The sequence below is a fragment of the Streptomyces sp. NPDC002754 genome, from assembly GCF_053592315.1.
Window position 1 is genome coordinate 44373 of the sequence record NZ_JBSFVM010000007.1, and the last position, 18836, is coordinate 63208.

Genomic DNA, 18836 nt, shown 5'->3' on the forward strand with positions numbered 1-18836 from the left:
AAAGGCAACACGCGCGCGTGGGGCGCCGGTTGTGGCCCCGCGCGGGGCGCGCGTCTAGTGGTGCAGGATCTTCGACAGGAAGTCCTTGGCCCGGTCGCTGCGCGGATTGCTGAAGAACTGGTCGGGGACGGCCTCCTCGACGATCCGTCCGTCCGCCATGAAGACCACGCGGTTGGCCGCGGAGCGGGCGAAGCCCATCTCGTGCGTGACCACCACCATCGTCATGCCGTCCCGGGCGAGCTGCTGCATCACTTCCAGGACCTCGTTGATCATCTCCGGGTCGAGGGCCGACGTCGGCTCGTCGAAGAGCATCACCTTCGGGTCCATCGCCAGCGCCCGCGCGATGGCGACGCGTTGCTGCTGGCCGCCTGAGAGCTGCGCGGGGTACTTGTCGGCCTGCGCGGCGACACCGACCCGGTCGAGGAGCGCACGCGCCTTGTCCTCGGCCGTCTTCTTGTCCGCCTTGCGGACCTTGACCTGCCCCAGCGTCACGTTCTCCAGCACCGTCTTGTGCGCGAAGAGGTTGAAGGACTGGAAGACCATCCCCACGTCCGCGCGCAGGCGTGCCAGCTCCTTGCCCTCCTGGGGCAGCGGCTTGCCGTCGATCGTGATGTCGCCGGAATCGACGGTCTCCAGGCGGTTGATCGTGCGGCACAGCGTCGACTTGCCGGAGCCCGACGGGCCGATGACGACGACGACCTCACCTCGCGCGACGGTCAGGTCGATGTCCTGGAGCACGTGCAGCGCGCCGAAGTGCTTGTTGACTCGGCTCAGTGCGACCAGCGCGTCGCCCGCAGGGGGAGTGGCGTCCTTGGTCACCGAAACTTCGGTCATCGGGGTCTTGCTCCGTCCTCCTCGGTTGGGAGGACAGTAGTAACCCCGTACGACCAGCGTCATTACATCTGAGGGGAAATTGAGCATAACGATCCGGCCGCAACCGGACACTATGCGTGAAGGGGGCGCGGGGCGCTCATACCGGCTGCATAACGGAACACGGCCGTAACCGGAAGGCTCTTGACGTCGTCCTTGCTTTTCGGAGTGGATGCCTTGATGAACCGCGCGGGAGAGGTGAGGGGGCGTAATGAGACTGCTGCTCGTCGAGGACGACGACCACGTGGCCGGTGCCCTTTCGGCGGTCCTGTCCCGGCACGGCTTCGAGGTGAAGCACGCGCGCAGCGGCGAGGAGGCACTGCAGGCACTGGTGCCCGAGGCGGACGCCTTCGGTGTCGTGCTGCTCGACCTGGGCCTGCCCGACCTTGACGGCTACGAGGTGTGCGGCAGGATCCGCAAGCGCACCACGACGCCCGTGATCATGGTGACCGCGCGCGCCGACGTACGGTCACGCATCCATGGGCTCAACCTCGGCGCGGACGACTACGTAGTGAAGCCGTACGACATAGGGGAGCTACTCGCCCGCATTCATGCGGTGAGCCGCCGCACGGTGCAGGAGGAACCCGCTGCCACCGTCGACCATGAGGTGCAGTTCGGGGACGTCAGCATCGATCTGCCCACCCGTAAGGTCGCGGTCGCGGGAGAGGCGGTTCAACTCACCCGTAAGGAGTTCGACTTGCTCGCGCTCCTGGCGCAGCGTCCGGGCGTCGTCTTCCGTAGGGAGCAGATCATCAGCGAGGTGTGGCGGACCAGCTGGGAGGGCACGGGGCGCACCCTGGAAGTGCATGTCGCCTCGCTGCGTTCCAAGTTGCGCATGCCCATGCTCATCGAAACCGTGCGGGGAGTCGGCTACCGGCTCGTCGCCCCGGCCGCGTAACAGAAGCCGTAGAGTCCTGGCGTGCGCGCCCGCCTGCTTCCGCTGCTCATCGTCCTCATGGCGGGCGTGCTGCTCGCACTCGGCTTTCCGCTGGCCGTGAGCGTGGCCTCCGCCCAGCAGCAGAAGGTGGTCGTCGACCGGATCGACGACACCGCGCGGTTCGCTTCCCTCGCGCAGTTCGTGACCACGCGCCCGGACAAGGCCGGCAAGGGCGAGAAGCTGGTGAGCGACGAGCGGCAGCAGACGCTGCGCACCGAACTCGCCCGCTACCACGAGGTGTACGGAATCAAGGCGGGCGTCTTCTACCGGGACGAGGAGCCCATGGGGCGCGCGCCCGACGACTTCCGGGTGCCGCCACCGGGCTCCGGCGGTGCGCTGCGTGCCGCGTTCGACGAGGCGCTGTACTCGCGCGGCAGCCACGATCCGCCGCAGGTGTGGCCGTGGCAGCGCGGCCGGCTCGTGGTCGCCTCGCCCGTCATCCGGGACGGTGACGTCGTCGCGGTCGTGGTCACCGAGTCGCCGACCGGCGCGATGCGCAGCAAGACACTGCGCGGCTGGCTGGTCATCGGTGCCGGTGAGGTGGCCGCGATGCTGCTCGCCGTGAGCGCCGCACTGCGGCTGACCGGCTGGGTGCTGCGGCCCGTACGGGTCCTGGACGCGACGACCCACGACATCGCCACAGGACGCCTGAAGTCGCGGGTCGCGGCGGCCGGCGGCCCGCCGGAACTGCGGCGCCTGGCCCGGTCGTTCAACGAGATGGCGGACAACGTCGAGGACGTGCTCGAGCAGCAGCGCGCCTTCGTCGCCGACGCCTCGCACCAACTGCGCAACCCGCTCGCCGCCCTGATGTTGCGCATCGACGTACTGGCACTCGAACTGCCGGAGGGGAACGAGGAGATCGGGTCGGTGAAGGCCGAGGGCAAGCGCCTCGGCCGGGTCCTCGACGACCTGCTCGACCTGGCCCTGGCCGAGCACGCCGCCGCGGATCTTCAGCTCACCGACATCGGTGAGCTGGCCGCTGAGCGGGTGGAGGCCTGGCGCCCGCTGGCGGAAGAGGACGGCGTACGGCTCGTGGCCGACTGCCCCGCCGTGACGGGCTGGGCCGACCCGATCGCGCTGTCCAGCGCCCTGGACGCCGTGGTCGACAACGCCCTGAAGTTCACGCCCGAGGGTGAGCAGGTGACCGTCACGGCCAGGGCCACCGGCGACGCGACGGTGATCGAGGTCGCGGACGGCGGACCGGGCCTGAGCGAAGAGGAACTCGCCCGGATCGGCGACCGGTTCTGGCGCAGCGGTCAGCACCAGAACATCAAGGGCTCGGGCCTCGGCCTGTCCATCTCACGAGCGCTGCTGACGGCGGGCGGCGGCTCCCTCGGGTACGCGCGGCGGGAACCGCACGGCCTGGAGGTGACCCTGCGGGTGCCCAGGACGGCGCCGGTGCCGGTCCAGGGGGTCGCGGAGGTCGGCGGCGAAGCAGGCAGCGCGGAGAGCGGTTCAGGCCGGGAGACGGCCGCTCAGGGCTTGACCGAGCGGTAGTAGCGGCGCGCGCCCTCGTGGAGGGTGAGCGGGTTCGTGTAGACGGCCGTTCTGAGGTCGACGAGCTGGGCCGCGTGCACCTGCGCCCCGATGTGGTCGCGGCTGTCGATGACGGTACGGGTGACCGCCTCGGTCAGTTCCGGGTCCACCCGGTCGGTCGTCACCAGCAGGTTCGCCACCGCCAACGTGTTGACGGGCTCGCCCTGTTGGGCTGCCGGGTAGGCGTCGGCGGGCATCACGGCGGCCCGGTAGTAGCGCGAGTAGCCACCCATGGCGTGCAACTTGTCGACCAGCGAGCCGAGTTCGACGAGCCGGATGGGGGCGTCCTGGGACAGCTTCCGTACGTGGTTGGTGGGCAGGCCCCCGGACCAGAAGAACGCGTCGATCTCGCCCGACTCCAGGGCGCGCGGCATGGCGTCTATGCCGATGCCCACCTCGGTGACGTCCTTGCGGACGTCGAGCCCCGCCGCCTTCAGGATCCGCTCGGCGATCAGCCGCACCCCGGAACTCCGGCCGCCCACCGCCACTTTCATGCCGCGCAGGTCGGCGACGTTCCGCACGGACGAGGAACGCTTCACCACGAGCTGCATGTAGTCGTCGTAGAGGCGGGCGCAGCCGCGCAGCCGGTCCGCGCCGGGCTGCCCCTCGGACCGGTACTTGGCGACCGCGTCCGCCGCGGCGATGGTGAAGTCGGCCTTGCCGGTGGCCACGCGCTCCACGTTCTCCCAGGAGCCCTGGCTGCCGGTGAGGGCGACCCCCAGGTCGGGCAGGTCGCGGTCCACGGCACGCTTGAGGAGCTTGCCGTACCTCTCGTAGACGCCCGTGCGCGCGCCGGTACTGAAGGTCACCTGGCCCCGGGGCGACTGCTCGCCGAGCGGCAGCAGCCACCACAACAGCAGGCCGAACACCACGAGTCCGGCCACGGAACCCATGAGGGCCTTGCGGCGGGACACGCGAAGGGGCGGCTGCGGCATGGCGTGATCCTGCCAGCCCAGGCCGTGCGGTGGCCAGGTTCGGAACGTCCCCTTGTGGTCACGTTCGGTGACGTCGTTACCGCGCCGCAGGGAGGGCGAGGACGGCGCCACAGAACCACTCCGGGAACCCCATACCCTTGTTGTCATGAGCAGCAGCGACCCGCGTCCGGCCGTGGACGACCGTTCACCCAATCCCACGAAGACCTATGAAGTACGTACCTACGGGTGCCAGATGAACGTCCACGACTCCGAGCGCTTGTCGGGCCTCCTGGAGGGCGCGGGTTATGTGCGCGCCCCCGAGGGCTCCGACGGCGATGCCGACGTCGTGGTCTTCAATACGTGCGCGGTGCGGGAGAACGCTGACAACAAGCTCTACGGCAACCTCGGCCGCCTCGCTCCCATGAAGACGCAGCGCCCCGGGATGCAGATCGCCGTGGGTGGCTGCCTCGCCCAGAAGGACCGCGACACCATCGTGAAGAGGGCGCCCTGGGTGGACGTCGTCTTCGGCACGCACAACATCGGCAAGCTGCCCGTCCTCCTGGAGCGCGCCCGCGTCCAGGAGGACGCCCAGGTCGAGATCGCCGAGTCCCTGGAGGCGTTCCCCTCCACGCTGCCCACCCGCCGCGAGAGCGCGTATGCGGCCTGGGTCTCCATCTCGGTCGGCTGCAACAACACCTGCACCTTCTGCATCGTCCCGGCGCTGCGCGGCAAGGAGAAGGACCGCAGGACGGGCGACATCCTCGCGGAGATCGAGGCGCTGGTCGGCGAGGGCGTCTCCGAGATCACGCTGCTCGGCCAGAACGTCAACGCCTACGGGAGCGACATCGGCGACCGTGAGGCCTTCAGCAAGCTGCTGCGCGCCTGTGGTGGCATCGACGGCCTGGAGCGCGTGCGCTTCACGTCCCCGCACCCGCGCGACTTCACGGACGACGTGATCGCCGCCATGGCCGAGACCCCGAACGTGATGCCGCAGCTGCACATGCCGATGCAGTCCGGCTCGGACACGGTCCTGAAGGCGATGCGCCGCTCGTACCGCCAGGAGCGGTTCCTGAACATCATCGACAAGGTTCGCGCCGCCATGCCTGACGCGGCGATCTCCACCGACATCATCGTGGGCTTCCCCGGCGAGACCGAGGAGGACTTCGAGCAGACGATGCACGCCGTGCGCGAGGCGCGCTTCACCAACGCCTTCACCTTCCAGTACTCCAAGCGCCCCGGAACCCCGGCGGCCACCATGGAGAACCAGGTCCCCAAGGAGGTCGTGCAGGCCCGCTACGAGCGCCTCGTCGCCCTCCAGGAGGAGATTTCCTGGGAGGAGAACAAGAAGCAGATCGGCCGCACCGTGGATCTCATGGTCGCCGAGGGCGAGGGCCGCAAGAACGGCGCCACCCACCGTCTCTCCGGCCGCGCCCCCGACAACCGCCTCGTCCACTTCACCAAGCCCGAGGCCGAGGTGCGCCCGGGTGACGTCGTGACCGTCGAGATCACGTACGCGGCCCCGCACCACCTGCTTGCCGAGGACGACGTCCTGAACGTGCGCCGCACGCGCGCGGGCGACGCGTGGGAGAAGCGCAACCAGGAGGAGCAGGACAAGCAGCGGGGCGTGCTGCTCGGCCTCCCGCAGATCGGTGTTCCCGAGCCGTTGCCCGCGATGACCGGAGGCTGCGCCGTCGACTGACCGGCCTCGCTTCCTTCCGGCCTCGCTTCCTGTGCAGTACGGCCGCCTTTCCGGTGTGCGGCGGGCGCGCAGTAGGCTGCCGATCATGCTTGTCGCCGCTGCCGCCTGCCCGTGCCCGCCCCTGCTCGTGCCCGACGTCGCCGCGGGCGCGGCTCCGGAACTGGACGCCGCGCGCGCGGCCTGCGACGAGGCGATCGCGGCGCTGCTCGCGGCGGACCCCGACCTGGTGTGCGTCATCGGCGAGGGCCCGGGCACGGGCATCCACGAGCCGGGTTCCCGCGGCTCCTTCCGCCCCTTCGGCGTCGACCTCGATGTGTACCTGGGAGCGGCGCCGCCCGACGTTGTGGAGGCGACACTCCCGCCGTCCCTCTCCGTAGGCGCGTGGCTGCTCGCGCGCGCGGGGTGGACCGGTGAGGTGCGCGGCTACGAGGTGGCGGGTGGCGGCTCGGGTTTCGCCGACGCCGACGGGGCGATCCGCCTCGCGGAGGGCAGGACAGGAGCCGAGCGCGTCGCCTTCCTCGTCATGGGCGACGGCACGGCCTGCCGCACGCTGAAGGCTCCCGGCTACCTGGACGAGCGCGCCGAGGGCGTGGACGCGGCCATCGCCGCGGCCTTGCGCGACCTCGACGCCGACGGCACGCTCGCGAACCTCGACGCCGACCTCGCCCGTGAGCTGAAGATCTCGGGCCGCGCCCCGTGGCAACTCCTCAGCGCCGCCTGGGGCGAGCAGGACGGCACGGGCCGTCTGCTGTACGAGGACGCACCCTACGGAGTGGGCTACTTCGTGGCGTCCTGGACGTAGTGCGAAACGCTCCACAGACGGCGGCGGCCGCGAAGCCCAATGGGTTCGCGGCCGCCGCCGTCTGTGAAAGCGCAGTGGGTCACGATGCCCCGGAAGGGGGCGACGGCGGGGTGTTCCCACCGTCGGTGTCCTTGGCGCCCCCGGCGTTCTTGCCCTCCGCCGTTGACATCCGGTCGACGGCGTCCTTCGCCTTGTCCGTGCCCGTCCGGATCTTGTCGCTGTACTTGCCCTTGGTCTTCTCGTCGACCATCTTCCCGGCCTTGTCCAAGCCCTGGTCGATCTTGTCCCCGTGCTGCTGCGCGAGGTCCGAGACCTTGGCCCGGGCGGGGCCGAACTTGGCTTTCAACGTGTCCAGGATGCCCATGGCTGTACCTTCCGTGCCTTCCGTCGCACCGAGCTCTCGGGAACTATTTGCGGGCGCCCTCACTGGCCTCGTTGTCCGCGGCCTGCTCAGCGGACTGCTGCTTCGGGATCTCCACGCCCTCCGACACGGCCACCTCGGCCGTCTCGCCTTCGGGTGCGGTCTCCGTGGCCTCCTGGTCCGCTGCGGGGCCCGCGGTGGCCTCGATGGGCTCCTCGGCCTCCGCCACCTCCGGAGCGGCCGTCAGAGTGGCGGCCTGGGCCTCGGCGGTTGACGCCTCGTCCGCAGCGTTGACCTTCCGGCGAAACCTGGCAAAAACGCCCATTTCAACTCCATACGTTACTCGTGTGGGCGAAATCCCGCCCTACCCGGTGCGTCCCATTGCGGCGACCGGGGCGCCGGCCCTCGAAACCGGCGGCTGGAACCTCGCAACAGGCAACGAACCCGAACCTGTGGCGTCACGTCGCTCATTCGTGAAGACGTGCCCGGGTTTGCGAGACTGGGGCGGTGAGTAGCGCAGCTCCCGCCCCGCGGGTCATCGCCGTCGTCGGGCCGACCGCGGCAGGAAAGTCAGATCTAGGCGTGTTCCTCGCCAAGGAACTCGGCGGCGAGGTGGTCAACGCCGACTCCATGCAGTTGTACCGGGGGATGGACATCGGTACCGCCAAGCTGACGCCCGAGGAACGCGACGGGGTGCCGCACCACCTCCTGGACATCTGGGGCGTCACGGAGGCCGCCAGCGTCGCCGAGTACCAGCGCCTCGCCCGCACGGAGATCGACCGGCTGCTCGCGGCCGGCCGCTGGCCCGTCCTCGTCGGCGGATCGGGGCTCTACGTAAGGGGCGCCGTCGACAAGATGGAGTTCCCCGGCACCGACCCGGAGGTCCGTGCCCGTCTGGAGGACGAGCTCAGGCTGCGCGGTTCCGGCGCCCTGCACGCGCGCCTTGCCGCCGCCGACCCGGAGGCCTCCGTGGCGATCCTGCCGAGCAACGGCCGGCGCATCGTCCGCGCCCTTGAGGTCATCGAGATCACCGGCAAACCGTTCACCGCCAACCTGCCGGGACACGACTCCGTCTACGACACCGTCCAGATCGGTGTGGACGTGGCGCGGCCCGAACTCGACGAACGCATCGCCACGCGCGTGGACCGGATGTGGGAGGCGGGCCTCGTCGACGAGGTGCGCGCACTGGAGGCCCAGGGGCTGCGCGAGGGGCGTACGGCGTCGCGCGCACTCGGCTACCAGCAGGTGCTCGCGGCGCTCGCGGACGAGTGCACGCTGGACGAGGCGCGCGCGGAGACCGTCCGCGCCACCAAGCGGTTCGCGCGCCGCCAGGACTCGTGGTTCCGGCGCGACCCGCGGGTGCATTGGCTCAGTGGGGCAGTGGCGGAACGCGGGGAACTCCCGGCTCGCGCAATGTCGTTGGTCGAACGACCGGTTACAGCCTGATCACGTGATGGCATCGGGACGCTCCGCCCGTCATCCCGGCCTCTGTGGGCGTGCCATCATCGACCATCGATCGACCAAGTGGAGTCCGGAGTGGGAGGGCGCGTGGCGATGGAGGCCGGCCCTCGTGACACCGCACCAGGCGGAGAGCAGCTCAGTACCGATGGTCCTGAGGCGAGCGCCGACGGCGTGATCGCCGACGGTCCGACCGCGGAGGAACTCGCCGCGCAGGACGAGGGCCAAGAGGTCGAGGTCGAGCTGCGCCCGCAGCGCAGGCTCCGCATCTGGCAGCTGGCACCCATCGTAATGCTGGCTGCGATCGGCTCCCTGATGTTCGCGTTCCCGCTGTTCTTCGACTTCGGCGACGGCGGCGCGGTCGTGGCGATGCTCGGCCTCCTGATCAGCTCCTGCGCCGCCGGCTGGGGCATGATGGCGGCCCGCCGGGTCGGGTACACGCTGCCGGGACTGCCGCCGCGCGGCTCGGGCCGGTGGCCGGACTGGCGGGTCGTGGGCGCGTACGTCGTCGTGGTCGCGGCCGTCGCGGTGCTCGCCGTGTGGCGCGTGGCGCGGCTCCGCTGACCGTGCCCGGCGCCTCGTGCGGCACTCCGCCGACCGGATTGTCGGACCGATCTCGTACGATCGAGAAATGAGCACCTTCCTCAAGGGTCACGGGACCGAGAACGACTTCGTGATCATCCCGGACCCGGAGAACGCCATCGCGCTCTCGCCGACCGCCGTCGCCGCACTGTGCGACCGTCGGGCCGGCGTCGGGGGTGACGGTGTGCTCCACGTCGTGCGCACCGCCGCGCACCCCGAGGCGCGGCACATGGCCGACGAGGCGGAGTGGTTCATGGACTACCGCAATGGCGACGGTTCGGTGGCCGAGATGTGCGGCAACGGAGTGCGGGTCTTCGCCCGCTACCTCCAGCACGCGGGACACGTCGGCGAGGGAGACCTCGCCGTGGCCACCCGAGGCGGCATCAAGGCGGTCCACATCGACAAGGAAGGCCTGATCGCCGTTGGCATGGGCAGGGCGACGCTCCCCGAGGGCGACGTCACGGTCAGTGTCGACGGGCGGACCTGGCCCGCGACGAACGTGAACATGGGGAACCCGCACGCGGTCGCCTTCGTGGCCGACCTCGCGCACGCGGGCGCGCTGTACGACCCGCCCCCCTTCGCGCCGGCGAACGCATACCCGGAGGGTGTGAACGTCGAGTTCGTCGTCGACCGAGGCCCGAGGCACGTCGCCATGCGGGTGCACGAGCGGGGCTCAGGCGAGACCCGCTCCTGCGGCACCGGCGCCTGCGCCGTGGCCGTCGCGACCGCCCGCAGGGACGGCCTGGACCCGGCGGTGACCGGGGCTCCTGTCACGTACGAGATCGATCTGCCCGGAGGCAGGCTGACGATCACCGAGCGTGCGGACGGCGAGATCGAGATGACCGGTCCCGCCGTGATCGTCGCGGAAGGTCGGCTCGACACCGACTGGTTCGCGGCAATCGAAACCGTAAACCAGTGAACCTTCGCTCGAATGGGTGATCCGTTTCACGCTCGGCGAGAGCGGGACTGCGCCACGTGATGGGCTCGGTAGCATCAAGCACCGGTCCGGACGGGTGCCGCCGCCAGCCCGCCGCCGGTCGACAAAGCCGGAGGTGCTCATGAGTGCGGAGGCGACCAACCCCGCGAACCCGGGACCGATCACGCCCGGAGCGCACCGTCGGCGTGGCCGCCCCCGGATCGACCTGCGCCGTCTCGGCCGCGCGGCGTTCCTCGGCCCCACCGCCCGCGGCCGCCTCCCGGACGCGATCGGGCACGTGGCGGAGGCCCACCGGGCCCACTATCCCGACGCCGCTCTGGAGCCGCTGCACCGCGCCTACGTACTGGCCGAGTCCTCGCACCGCGGCCAGATGCGCAAGAGCGGCGAGCCGTACATCACACACCCGCTCGCGGTGACGTTGATCCTGGCCGAGCTGGGCGCGGAGACCACGACGCTGACCGCCTCCCTGCTCCACGACACCGTCGAGGACACCGAGGTCACGCTCAAGCAGGTGCGCGAGGAGTTCGGCGAAGAGGTCGCCTATCTCGTCGACGGAGTGACCAAGCTGGAGAAGGTCGACTACGGAGCGGCGGCCGAACCCGAGACCTTCCGCAAAATGCTGGTCGCGACCGGGAACGACGTGCGCGTCATGTCGATCAAACTCGCCGACCGCCTGCACAACATGCGCACCCTCGGCGTCATGCGCCAGGAGAAGCAGGAGCGGATCGCCAAGGTCACCCGCGACGTCCTGATCCCGCTCGCCGAGCGGCTGGGTGTGCAGGCGCTGAAGACCGAGCTCGAAGATCTCGTGTTCGCGATCCTGCGCCCCGAGGAGTACGGGCAGACGCGCGAGCTCATGACGGCCTACGCGCAGCAGACGGAGGACTCCCTCGCAGGGTTCGCGACCGAGCTGCGCTCAGTGCTGCGCGAGGCGGGCTTGAGCGCCGAAGTCCTCATCAGGCCGCGGCACTTCGTGTCCGTCCACCGGGTGCGGCGCAAGCGCGGTGAGATGCGCGGGGCCGACTTCGGGCGCCTCCTTGTCCTCGTGTCCGAGGACGCGGACTGTTACGGCGTCCTCGGCGAGCTGCACACGTGTTTCACGCCGGTGGTCTCGGAGTTCAAGGACTTCATCGCCGTACCGAAGTTCAACCTGTACCAGTCGCTGCACACCGCGGTAGCCCGCACGGACGGCGAGGTCGCCGAAGTCCTCATCCGTACGCACCAGATGCACAAGGTCGCGGAGGCGGGCGTCGTGGCGCTCGGCAATCCGTACACGCCCTCCGGAGAGGAGCACCTGGACACCGATGGCGAGCGCTCCGACCCCACGCGCCCTGGCTGGCTGAACCGGCTGCTCGACTGGCAGCAGTCCGCGCCGGACACCGACACCTTCTGGTCGACGCTGCGCGAGGACCTCGCCCAGGATCGCGAGATCACCGTCTTCCGGCCCGACGGCGGTTCCATCGGCCTCCCCGCAGGCGCCAGTTGTGTCGACGCCGCGTACGCGCAGTACGGCGAGGACGCCCACGCCTGCATCGGCGCGCGGGTCAACGGCCGCCTGGCGACGCTCAGTACGGTCCTCGGTGACGGCGACACCGTCCAGCCGCTCATGGCCGGGGTGGAGGGCAGCGCCGCGTCCGAGCCGTCGGTCGCCTGGCTCGACCACGCCCGTACGCCCGCCGCCCGCATCGCCATCCGCCGCTGGATCGCCACCCACCCGGAGGGTCCGAGCGCGCCCCAGTCGGCGCCCAGAGCCCCGTACAGCGGCCCATCGGCGCGGCCCTCCGCGGCGAACGCCCTGGTCGACCAACAGGGCGCCACGGTGCGCCTCGCGGGCTGCTGCACGCCCGTACCGCCCGACGAGGTGACCGCGTTCGCCGTACGCGGCGGCGTCGTCACCGTGCACCGTGTCGCCTGCGCCGGAGTGGCGCGCATGAAGGCCGCGGGGCGCGCGGAGGTCGGCGTGCGCTGGGCGGACGCCGACGCGGAGCCCGCCGAGTACCGGGTGACCCTGATCGCCGAGTCGTTCAGCCGCCCCCATCTCCTCGCCGACCTGACCGAGGCCATAGCGCTGGAGGGCGTCGCCATCATCTCGGCGACCGTCGACCCGCCCGACCAGGGCCGCGTCCGGCACACGTACACGCTCCAACTCCCGGACGCCGGACACCTTCAGGGCGTCATGCGGGCGATGCGGAACGTGCCGGGCGTGTACGACGTGGGGCGCACCCGACACGCGGCGGCGGGCGCCCTGTAGGCCCACCCGGAACCCTCGTTCGGGTGGTGCGGCGCGTGCCGCACCGTGCCCGGAGGCGCGCGCTGATAGCCGTAGTTCATGCTGCTCAGCTCCCGAACGCCCCGCGTCGCCGCACTTCTGGCCGCCGGCGCCTCGCTCGCCCTTGTCGCCGCGGCCGCGCCCGCCGAGCCGCTCGGCATCGGCGACCGGCTCTTCCCGCATCTCGGCAATCCCGGCTACGACGTCACCGACTACGACATCTCCTTCACGTACCACGGTGACAACAACAAGCCTCTCGATGCCGTCACCAAGATCGACGCGCGGGCGACGTCCTGGCTCGACCGGATCAACCTCGACTTCTCGCACGGCACCGTGCGTTCGGTGACGGTCAACGGCTCGCGGGCGCACCACGCCACCAAGGGCGAGGACCTGGTTGTCACGCCCGCTGCGCCCGTCGCTCCCGGTCAACCGCTGAACATCACCGTGCAGCACACCAGCGACCCCCGGCCCGGCAAGAAGGAAGTCGGCTGGGTGCGGACCAAGGACGGGCTCGCGATGGCCAACCAGGCCGACGCGGCGCACCGCGTCTTCCCGTCCAACGACCACCCCTCCGACAAGGCCTACTTCACCTTCCGGGTCACCGCGCCCAAGGAGTACACCGCGGTCGCCAACGGTCTCCCTGTCGCGAAAACGCGACAAGGAGGAGCCACGAAGTGGGCCTACCGCACCCTCCACCCCATGGCCACAGAGCTGGCCCAGGTCTCCATCGGCCGTTCCGCCGTGCTGCACCAGGAGGGCCCGGACGGACTTCCCGTACGCGATGTCGTGCCGGCCAGGGACGCCAAGGCCCTGAAGCCGTGGCTCAAGAAGACGCCCGGCCAGATCGCCTGGATGGAGGGGAAGGTCGGCAACTATCCCTTCGAGAACTACGGGCTGCTGATCGCCCATGCGTCGACCGGCTTCGAACTCGAGACACAAACGCTCTCTCTCTTCGAGAGAGACCTGTTCACGCGCTCCGAGTACCCGAAGTGGTACGTCGAGTCGATCATGGTCCATGAACTGGCACACCAGTGGTTCGGCGACAGCGTCAGCCCTCGCACCTGGTCCGACCTGTGGCTCAACGAGGGCCACGCCACCTGGTACGAGGCCCTGTACGCCCAGGAGAAGGCGGACCGGCCCATGGTGAAGCGGATGCGCGCCGCCTACCGTGCGTCCGACGCCATGCGCGCCGACGGCGGACCGCCCGCCGAGCCCAAGGCGCCCACGAGCGACGGGAAGATCAGCATCTTCCGGCCGGTCGTCTATGACGGCAGCGCCCTGGTCCTCTACGCCCTGCGTCAGGAGATCGGCGCGGACGCCTTCCGGCGCCTTGAGCGCACGTGGGTGGGCACGCACCGTGACTCCACCGCCACGACCGCGGACTTCGTAAGGCTCGCCTCGCAGCTGTCGGGGCGTGACCTGACCGGCTTCTTCGATGCCTGGCTCCACGCGAAGAAGACGCCGCCCATGCTGGGTCATCCGGGCTGGAAGTCCGAGCCGGTGTCGAAGCACTGACACAGGGAAACAATCCAGATGACGAGACGGCCCGTACCGTGCGAATATCGTCGACGTCGACGGCGCGGGCCACCGGATCGGCGCTCGCGGGAATCCCCGGAGCAGGCCGAGCGTTGTCACATATGACGGGTGTGACGCCCGTCGCGTATTCCGTATCCCACAGACGTAAGGACCAAATGACCTCCTCTTCTTCCCCTTCCCAGGACGCGCAGAACATGGTGCAGAACCACACCGAGAGCCTTCGGGCCGATGCCCTGATGGAAGAGGACGTCGCCTGGAGTCACGAGATCGACGGTGAGCGGGACGGCCAGCAGTTCGACCGTTCCGAGCGCGCGGCTCTGCGCCGCGTCGCGGGCCTCTCCACCGAGCTCGAGGACGTCACCGAGGTCGAGTACCGACAGCTCCGCCTGGAGCGCGTCGTCCTCGTCGGCGTCTGGACGTCGGGAACGGTTCAGGACGCGGACAACTCCCTCGCGGAGCTCGCCGCCCTCGCCGAGACCGCGGGCGCGCTCGTGCTCGACGGCGTCACGCAGCGCAGGGACAAGCCGGACGCGGCGACGTTCATCGGCTCGGGCAAGGCCCAGGAGCTGCGGGACATCGTGCTCGAGACCGGAGCGGACACCGTCGTGTGCGACGGTGAGCTCAGCCCCGGCCAGCTCATCCACCTCGAGGACGTCGTCAAGGTCAAGGTGGTCGACAGGACCGCTCTGATCCTCGACATCTTCGCCCAGCACGCCAAGTCCCGAGAGGGCAAGGCGCAGGTCGCGCTCGCGCAGATGCAGTACATGCTGCCGCGGCTGCGCGGCTGGGGTCAGTCGCTCTCCCGGCAGATGGGTGGCGGTGGCTCCGGCTCCTCGGGCGGCGGCATGGCCACGCGTGGTCCCGGTGAGACCAAGATCGAGACGGACCGGCGCCGGATCCGCGAGAAGATGGCGAAGATGCGCCGTGAGATCGCGGAGATGAAGACCGGCCGCGACATCAAGCGCCAGGAGCGGCGCAGGCACAAGGTGCCTTCGGTGGCCATCGCCGGATACACCAATGCCGGCAAGTCCTCGCTCCTCAACCGCCTCACGGGCGCGGGCGTGCTGGTGGAGAACTCGCTGTTCGCCACTCTGGACCCGACCGTGCGCCGCGCGGAGACCCCGAGCGGTCGGCTGTACACACTGGCCGACACGGTCGGTTTCGTACGGCACCTGCCGCACCACCTCGTCGAGGCGTTCCGCTCGACCATGGAGGAGGTCGGTGACTCCGACCTGATCGTGCATGTGGTCGACGGTTCGCACCCGGTGCCTGAGGAGCAACTCGCCTCCGTACGTGAGGTCATCCGCGACGTCGGGGCGACGAACGTGCCCGAGATCGTGGTGATCAACAAGGCGGACGCGGCCGACCCGTTGGTGCTGCAGCGGCTGCTGCGCGTGGAGAAGCGTGCGATCGCCGTCTCGGCCCGTACGGGCCAGGGCATCGAGGAGCTGCTCGAGCTCATCGACGCCGAACTGCCGCGCCCCGCTGTCGAGATCGAGGTGCTCGTGCCGTACACACACGGCCAGCTGGTCGCGCGGGCACACGCCGACGGCGAGGTGATCTCCGAGGAGCACACCCCGGAGGGCACGCTCCTGAAGGCGCGCGTGCACGAGGAACTCGCAGCGGAATTCGCGCCGTACGTTCCGGCGGCGGTCGCGGGCTGACGGCTCGTACCGAAGTACGTGAAGCACCTGAAGTACTGAACATGGCTGAGCCCCTCTCCGGTCGACCGGAGAGGGGCTCAGCCAGAGACCGGCCGCCTGCGCGGCGCGTGCTTACTGCCCGGCGAACTTCTTGCTCACCGAGTCGTAGATCCCCTTGGCCTCCTTGCCGAGCCGCGGGCCCGCGAGCCAGCCCGCCGTCACCGGGCCGATCGAGGTGTTGGACACCAGGGCTGGCTTGCCGTCGGAGCCCTGGCCGACCCAGCCGCCGCCGGAAGAACCGCCCGTCATCGTGCAGCCGATGCGGTACATCGTCGGGTCCGCGTCGTTCAGCGAAAGACGGCCCGGCCTGGCCGCACACTGGTACAGCTTCTGCCCGTCGAACGGCGCCGCCGCCGGGTAGCCCTTCGCGGTCAACTGCGAGACCTTCGGCACCGCCGGCGCGTTGAAGTTCACCGGAAGCGCCGAACCCACCGTCTCCTCAAGCGACTTGGTGGTGCCGCCCTTCTCCGGCGTCACATGGATCACAGCGAAGTCGTACGAGGCGCCCGCCCCGCCGCTCGGGCCGCCCTGCGCGATCCACTGGTCGGACGTCAGCGCCGCGTCGCCCCACCACACGCCGTACGGCGCCACCTCGTTCCTGGGCGCGTTCTGCAGCTCCTGCGCGGACTTGCCGCTGTCGTTGTACGAGGGCACGAACGCGATGTTGCGGTACCAGCCGCCGTTCTTGCCGGCGTGCACACAGTGGCCGGCCGTCCAGAGCATGTTGGACCTGCCGGGGTGCGCCGGGTCGGTGACCACGGTCGCCGAGCAGACCATCGAACCCTTGGGGCCGTCGAAGAACAGCTTGCCCGCGTACGGGGCGTTCGCGTGGTACGGAGTGGAGACGCCCGCAGCCGCCACCGGCCTCGGCTCCGGGTCCGTCACACCCTGGTCGCCGGAGAGGTCGTTCTCGTCGACCTCGCCTCCGGTGGGCTTGTCGGCGTCCCGCATCCGGTTGCTGTCCCACAGCCCGTCGATGATCGGGTTGACGAAGTCCTGCGCCTCACGCAGCCACTGGTCCTTGTCCCAGTTCTTCCACTCGCCGTCCTTCCACTTGTCCGGGTCGATCCCGTGTTCCTTCAGCCGATCCTGAATATCGTCCGGGATCTTGAACTTGCCATCGCCCGCGGATGCCGAGGCGGTCGGCTTGTCGTTCGCGTCGTCCTCGCTCGAGCCGCACGCCGTGGCGGTCAGAGCGACCACAGTGCCGAGCGCGACCGCCGCCGCTACGGGGAACGTTCTGCTTCGCGCGCCTCGAGTGCGGCGCGCGGCGAACTGCGGGCGTATGGGTCGCATGTCGTGAATCCCCCTGGGCTTCGAAAGGGTTGAACTGCCGTACGTGTGCGGTGGAGTCGAGTCGAAACCTCGCCTCCGAACGGCACACCACCCTATGCCGGTGCCGCCGGGGTCGGCCGACGGAACAGCAACGGTTCCGTCACGGAGGGATCTTCCGGCCGGTACGGATCGTTGGAGCATGGCTCGCCTCGGGCCCGCGATGAACGAGGGGCGGCTGCGACGGCCCATTGGGTGCCGCGGGCGCCCGGCAAAGGTCTGTTCATCAGTCCCGTACGAGCCGTGTTCCTCCGCCCGCCCCGTCGTTGGTACGTACGGGGGAACCGAGGCCGGCGTTCAGCGCGCGCCGACTCACCCCGCCGTTCGGTGAGTCGAGGGGCCTTTTCGGCCGTATATCCAGCGGGAGGACCAACAGCCGTGGCGGTGACCGATCCTGTGCCTGTGACCGATCCTGAGACCGTGGCGGTGCCGGCCCCGTATGACGGGGAGGCCGAGAGGGACCCTGTCCGCGACACCGTCGCGCACGAGGGGATCCTGCGCCGCCAGTGCGCGCGGGAGTCCGCGGCGCGCACCTACGCGCGCGCCCTGCCGATCGTGCCGGTGCGGGCGCGCGGGCTCACCATCGAGGGCGCCGACGGCCGGCGCTATCTGGACTGCCTGTCCGGCGCGGGGACGCTCGCGCTCGGCCACAACCACCCGGTGGTGCTCGAGGCCATCCGCAAGGTGCTCGACTCGGGTGCACCGCTGCACGTCCTCGACCTGGCCACTCCGGTCAAGGACGCGTTCACCACCGAGTTGTTCCGCACGCTGCCGCAGGGTCTTGCCGACCGGGCCCGCGTCCAGTTCTGCGGTCCCGCGGGCACCGACGCCGTCGAGGCGGCGCTGAAACTGGTCCGCACCGCCACCGGACGCTCGGGCCTGCTCTCCTTCGCGGGCGCCTATCACGGCATGACCGCGGGGGCGCTCGAAGCGTCCGGCGGGGCGCAGGACGTCCGCGTCACGCGCCTGCCGTATCCGCAGGACTACCGCTGCCCCTTCGGCATCGGAGGCCCGCGCGGCGCCGAACTCGCCGCCCGCTGGACCGAATCGCTCCTCGACGACACCAAGTCCGGGGTGCCGCAGCCGGCGGGCATGATCCTCGAACCGGTGCAGGGGGAGGGTGGTGTCATCCCCGCCCCCGACGCCTGGCTGCGCCGGATGCGAGCCGTCACCGAGCACCGCTCGATCCCGCTGGTCGTCGACGAGGTACAGACCGGCGTGGGCCGCACCGGAGCCTTCTGGGCCGTGGAGCACAGCGGAGTCGTGCCCGACGTCATGGTCCTGTCCAAGGCCATTGGGGGCAGCCTGCCGCTCGCCGTGATCGTCTACCGCGACGACCTCGACGTCTGGCCCCCGGGCGCGCACGCCGGTACGTTCCGCGGCAATCAGCTCGCCATGGCCGCGGGCGCCGCGACCCTCGCGTATGTCCGCGAGAACGGCCTCGCCGAGCGTGCCGCCGCTCTTGGCGCCCGCATGCTCGACCAACTCCGGCAGCTGTCCGACGAGTTCGCGTGCGTGGGCGAGGTCCGTGGGCGTGGCCTGATGATCGGCATGGAGCTCGTCGACCCGGAAGGCGCCGTTCCCGCTCCCACCGTGGAACTCGCCGGCGACCCCCTGCTTGCCGGGTCCGCCGCCCCGCTCCCGGCCGCGCCCCAACTCGCCGCAGCCGTGCGCGATGCCTGCCTCCACCGCGGCCTGATCGTCGAACTCGGCGGCCGTCATTCCAGCGTCGTGCGCCTGCTTCCTCCCCTCACCATCACCGACGAGCAGGCCGCAGCCATCGTGGACCGGCTCGCGGACGCCCTGGCGGCCGTCGCTCGCGCTCGCCGTCACGAGTCGTAGGAGCGCCCGACGACACACCACCACCAGCGACGGCAGTGACACGCCGGGCCCACCGGAC

At 70.3% G+C, this 18836-nt stretch carries 16 protein-coding genes; 11 read left to right on the forward strand and 5 right to left on the reverse strand.

The features are described 5' to 3' along the window. Positions 1–54: 54 nt before the first annotated feature. Positions 55–834 (reverse strand): amino acid ABC transporter ATP-binding protein, encoded by a 780-nt coding sequence (locus tag ACWD2L_RS17380; protein WP_351332969.1) that lies wholly within the window; start codon positions 832–834, stop codon positions 55–57. A 247-nt stretch (positions 835–1081) separates the two neighbouring features. Here ACWD2L_RS17380 and ACWD2L_RS17385 point away from each other — a divergent pair, with 247 nt between their 5' ends. Then, positions 1082–1768 (forward strand): response regulator transcription factor, encoded by a 687-nt coding sequence (locus tag ACWD2L_RS17385; protein WP_351332971.1) that lies wholly within the window; start codon positions 1082–1084, stop codon positions 1766–1768. Between the two features lie 21 nt (positions 1769–1789). Next, positions 1790–3304, forward strand: coding sequence for a sensor histidine kinase (locus tag ACWD2L_RS17390; RefSeq protein ID WP_351332974.1), 1515 nt, complete (start codon positions 1790–1792; stop codon positions 3302–3304). Here the strand turns inward: ACWD2L_RS17390 and ACWD2L_RS17395 are convergent. Next, positions 3283–4278, reverse strand: coding sequence for a TAXI family TRAP transporter solute-binding subunit (locus ACWD2L_RS17395; protein WP_351332976.1), 996 nt, complete (start codon positions 4276–4278; stop codon positions 3283–3285). The two genes, ACWD2L_RS17390 and ACWD2L_RS17395, sit on opposite strands and share 22 nt — an antisense overlap. Positions 4279–4423: 145 nt before the next feature. Between ACWD2L_RS17395 and miaB the strand changes: the two genes are divergently transcribed. Continuing rightward, the gene (miaB, locus tag ACWD2L_RS17400) at positions 4424–5956 is read left to right on the forward strand and encodes a tRNA (N6-isopentenyl adenosine(37)-C2)-methylthiotransferase MiaB (protein WP_351332978.1); all 1533 of its coding nucleotides are present in this window, start codon (positions 4424–4426) and stop codon (positions 5954–5956) included. Positions 5957–6041: 85 nt separating this feature from the next. Next, on the forward strand, positions 6042–6758 hold the full coding sequence (locus tag ACWD2L_RS17405; protein WP_351332981.1) for a class III extradiol dioxygenase subunit B-like domain-containing protein: 717 nt from the start codon (positions 6042–6044) through the stop codon (positions 6756–6758). A 79-nt stretch (positions 6759–6837) separates the two neighbouring features. Here ACWD2L_RS17405 and ACWD2L_RS17410 read toward each other — a convergent pair whose 3' ends face one another. Both ACWD2L_RS17410 and ACWD2L_RS17415 read right to left on the reverse strand, forming a co-directional pair. Beyond that, complete coding sequence (locus tag ACWD2L_RS17410; protein ID WP_351332983.1) at positions 6838–7122, reverse strand: antitoxin; 285 nt, start codon at positions 7120–7122, stop codon at positions 6838–6840. 43 nt (positions 7123–7165) lie between these two features. After that, entirely contained in the window at positions 7166–7444 is a 279-nt protein-coding gene (locus ACWD2L_RS17415) for a hypothetical protein (protein ID WP_351332985.1), read from the reverse strand. 182 nt (positions 7445–7626) lie between these two features. On the opposite strand from ACWD2L_RS17415, the gene miaA reads away from it, so the two are divergent. The 6 genes from miaA to hflX all read left to right on the forward strand — a co-directional run bounded on the left by miaA (position 7627) and on the right by hflX (position 15565). After that, positions 7627–8565 (forward strand): tRNA (adenosine(37)-N6)-dimethylallyltransferase MiaA, encoded by a 939-nt coding sequence (miaA, locus tag ACWD2L_RS17420; RefSeq protein WP_351332988.1) that lies wholly within the window; start codon positions 7627–7629, stop codon positions 8563–8565. A 108-nt stretch (positions 8566–8673) separates the two neighbouring features. Further along, positions 8674–9141 carry a hypothetical protein gene (locus tag ACWD2L_RS17425; RefSeq protein WP_351333083.1) on the forward strand — a complete coding sequence of 156 codons (468 nt, stop codon included), beginning with the start codon at positions 8674–8676 and terminating at the stop codon, positions 9139–9141. Between the two features lie 67 nt (positions 9142–9208). After that, a complete protein-coding gene (gene dapF / locus ACWD2L_RS17430) occupies positions 9209–10078 on the forward strand; it encodes a diaminopimelate epimerase (RefSeq protein ID WP_351332991.1) in 870 nt (289 codons plus the stop codon). Positions 10079–10217: 139 nt separating this feature from the next. Next, a complete protein-coding gene (locus ACWD2L_RS17435; protein WP_351332994.1) occupies positions 10218–12347 on the forward strand; it encodes a RelA/SpoT family protein in 2130 nt (709 codons plus the stop codon). 78 nt (positions 12348–12425) lie between these two features. Continuing rightward, positions 12426–13880 carry a M1 family metallopeptidase gene (locus ACWD2L_RS17440; RefSeq protein WP_351332997.1) on the forward strand — a complete coding sequence of 485 codons (1455 nt, stop codon included), beginning with the start codon at positions 12426–12428 and terminating at the stop codon, positions 13878–13880. A gap of 176 nt (positions 13881–14056) precedes the next feature. Next, the gene (hflX, locus tag ACWD2L_RS17445; protein WP_351333000.1) at positions 14057–15565 is read left to right on the forward strand and encodes a GTPase HflX; all 1509 of its coding nucleotides are present in this window, start codon (positions 14057–14059) and stop codon (positions 15563–15565) included. A gap of 111 nt (positions 15566–15676) precedes the next feature. Here the strand turns inward: hflX and ACWD2L_RS17450 are convergent, their stop codons facing one another. Beyond that, positions 15677–16900: a trypsin-like serine peptidase gene (locus ACWD2L_RS17450; protein WP_351333003.1), complete on the reverse strand. Its 1224-nt coding sequence runs from the start codon at positions 16898–16900 to the stop codon at positions 15677–15679. Between the two features lie 462 nt (positions 16901–17362). On the opposite strand from ACWD2L_RS17450, the gene ACWD2L_RS17455 reads away from it, so the two are divergent. After that, positions 17363–18778, forward strand: a complete 1416-nt coding sequence (locus ACWD2L_RS17455; RefSeq protein ID WP_351333086.1) for a diaminobutyrate--2-oxoglutarate transaminase family protein — start codon at positions 17363–17365, stop codon at positions 18776–18778. The last annotated feature ends 58 nt before the right edge of the window (positions 18779–18836 follow it).

Bases quoted from the DNA above. Each gene is read 5' to 3' on its own strand.
- ACWD2L_RS17380 (WP_351332969.1), bottom strand. From the start codon at position 834: ATGACCGAAGTTTCGGTGACCAAGGACGCCACTCCCCCTGCGGGCGAC.
- ACWD2L_RS17385 (WP_351332971.1), top strand. From the start codon at position 1,082: ATGAGACTGCTGCTCGTCGAGGACGACGACCACGTGGCCGGTGCCCTT.
- ACWD2L_RS17395 (WP_351332976.1), bottom strand. From the start codon at position 4,278: ATGCCGCAGCCGCCCCTTCGCGTGTCCCGCCGCAAGGCCCTCATGGGT.
- miaB (WP_351332978.1), top strand. From the start codon at position 4,424: ATGAGCAGCAGCGACCCGCGTCCGGCCGTGGACGACCGTTCACCCAAT.
- ACWD2L_RS17405 (WP_351332981.1), top strand. From the start codon at position 6,042: ATGCTTGTCGCCGCTGCCGCCTGCCCGTGCCCGCCCCTGCTCGTGCCC.
- ACWD2L_RS17410 (WP_351332983.1), bottom strand. From the start codon at position 7,122: ATGGGCATCCTGGACACGTTGAAAGCCAAGTTCGGCCCCGCCCGGGCC.
- ACWD2L_RS17415 (WP_351332985.1), bottom strand. From the start codon at position 7,444: ATGGGCGTTTTTGCCAGGTTTCGCCGGAAGGTCAACGCTGCGGACGAG.
- ACWD2L_RS17425 (WP_351333083.1), top strand. From the start codon at position 8,674: ATGGAGGCCGGCCCTCGTGACACCGCACCAGGCGGAGAGCAGCTCAGT.
- dapF (WP_351332991.1), top strand. From the start codon at position 9,209: ATGAGCACCTTCCTCAAGGGTCACGGGACCGAGAACGACTTCGTGATC.
- ACWD2L_RS17435 (WP_351332994.1), top strand. From the start codon at position 10,218: ATGAGTGCGGAGGCGACCAACCCCGCGAACCCGGGACCGATCACGCCC.
- ACWD2L_RS17440 (WP_351332997.1), top strand. From the start codon at position 12,426: ATGCTGCTCAGCTCCCGAACGCCCCGCGTCGCCGCACTTCTGGCCGCC.
- hflX (WP_351333000.1), top strand. From the start codon at position 14,057: ATGACCTCCTCTTCTTCCCCTTCCCAGGACGCGCAGAACATGGTGCAG.
- ACWD2L_RS17450 (WP_351333003.1), bottom strand. From the start codon at position 16,900: ATGCGACCCATACGCCCGCAGTTCGCCGCGCGCCGCACTCGAGGCGCG.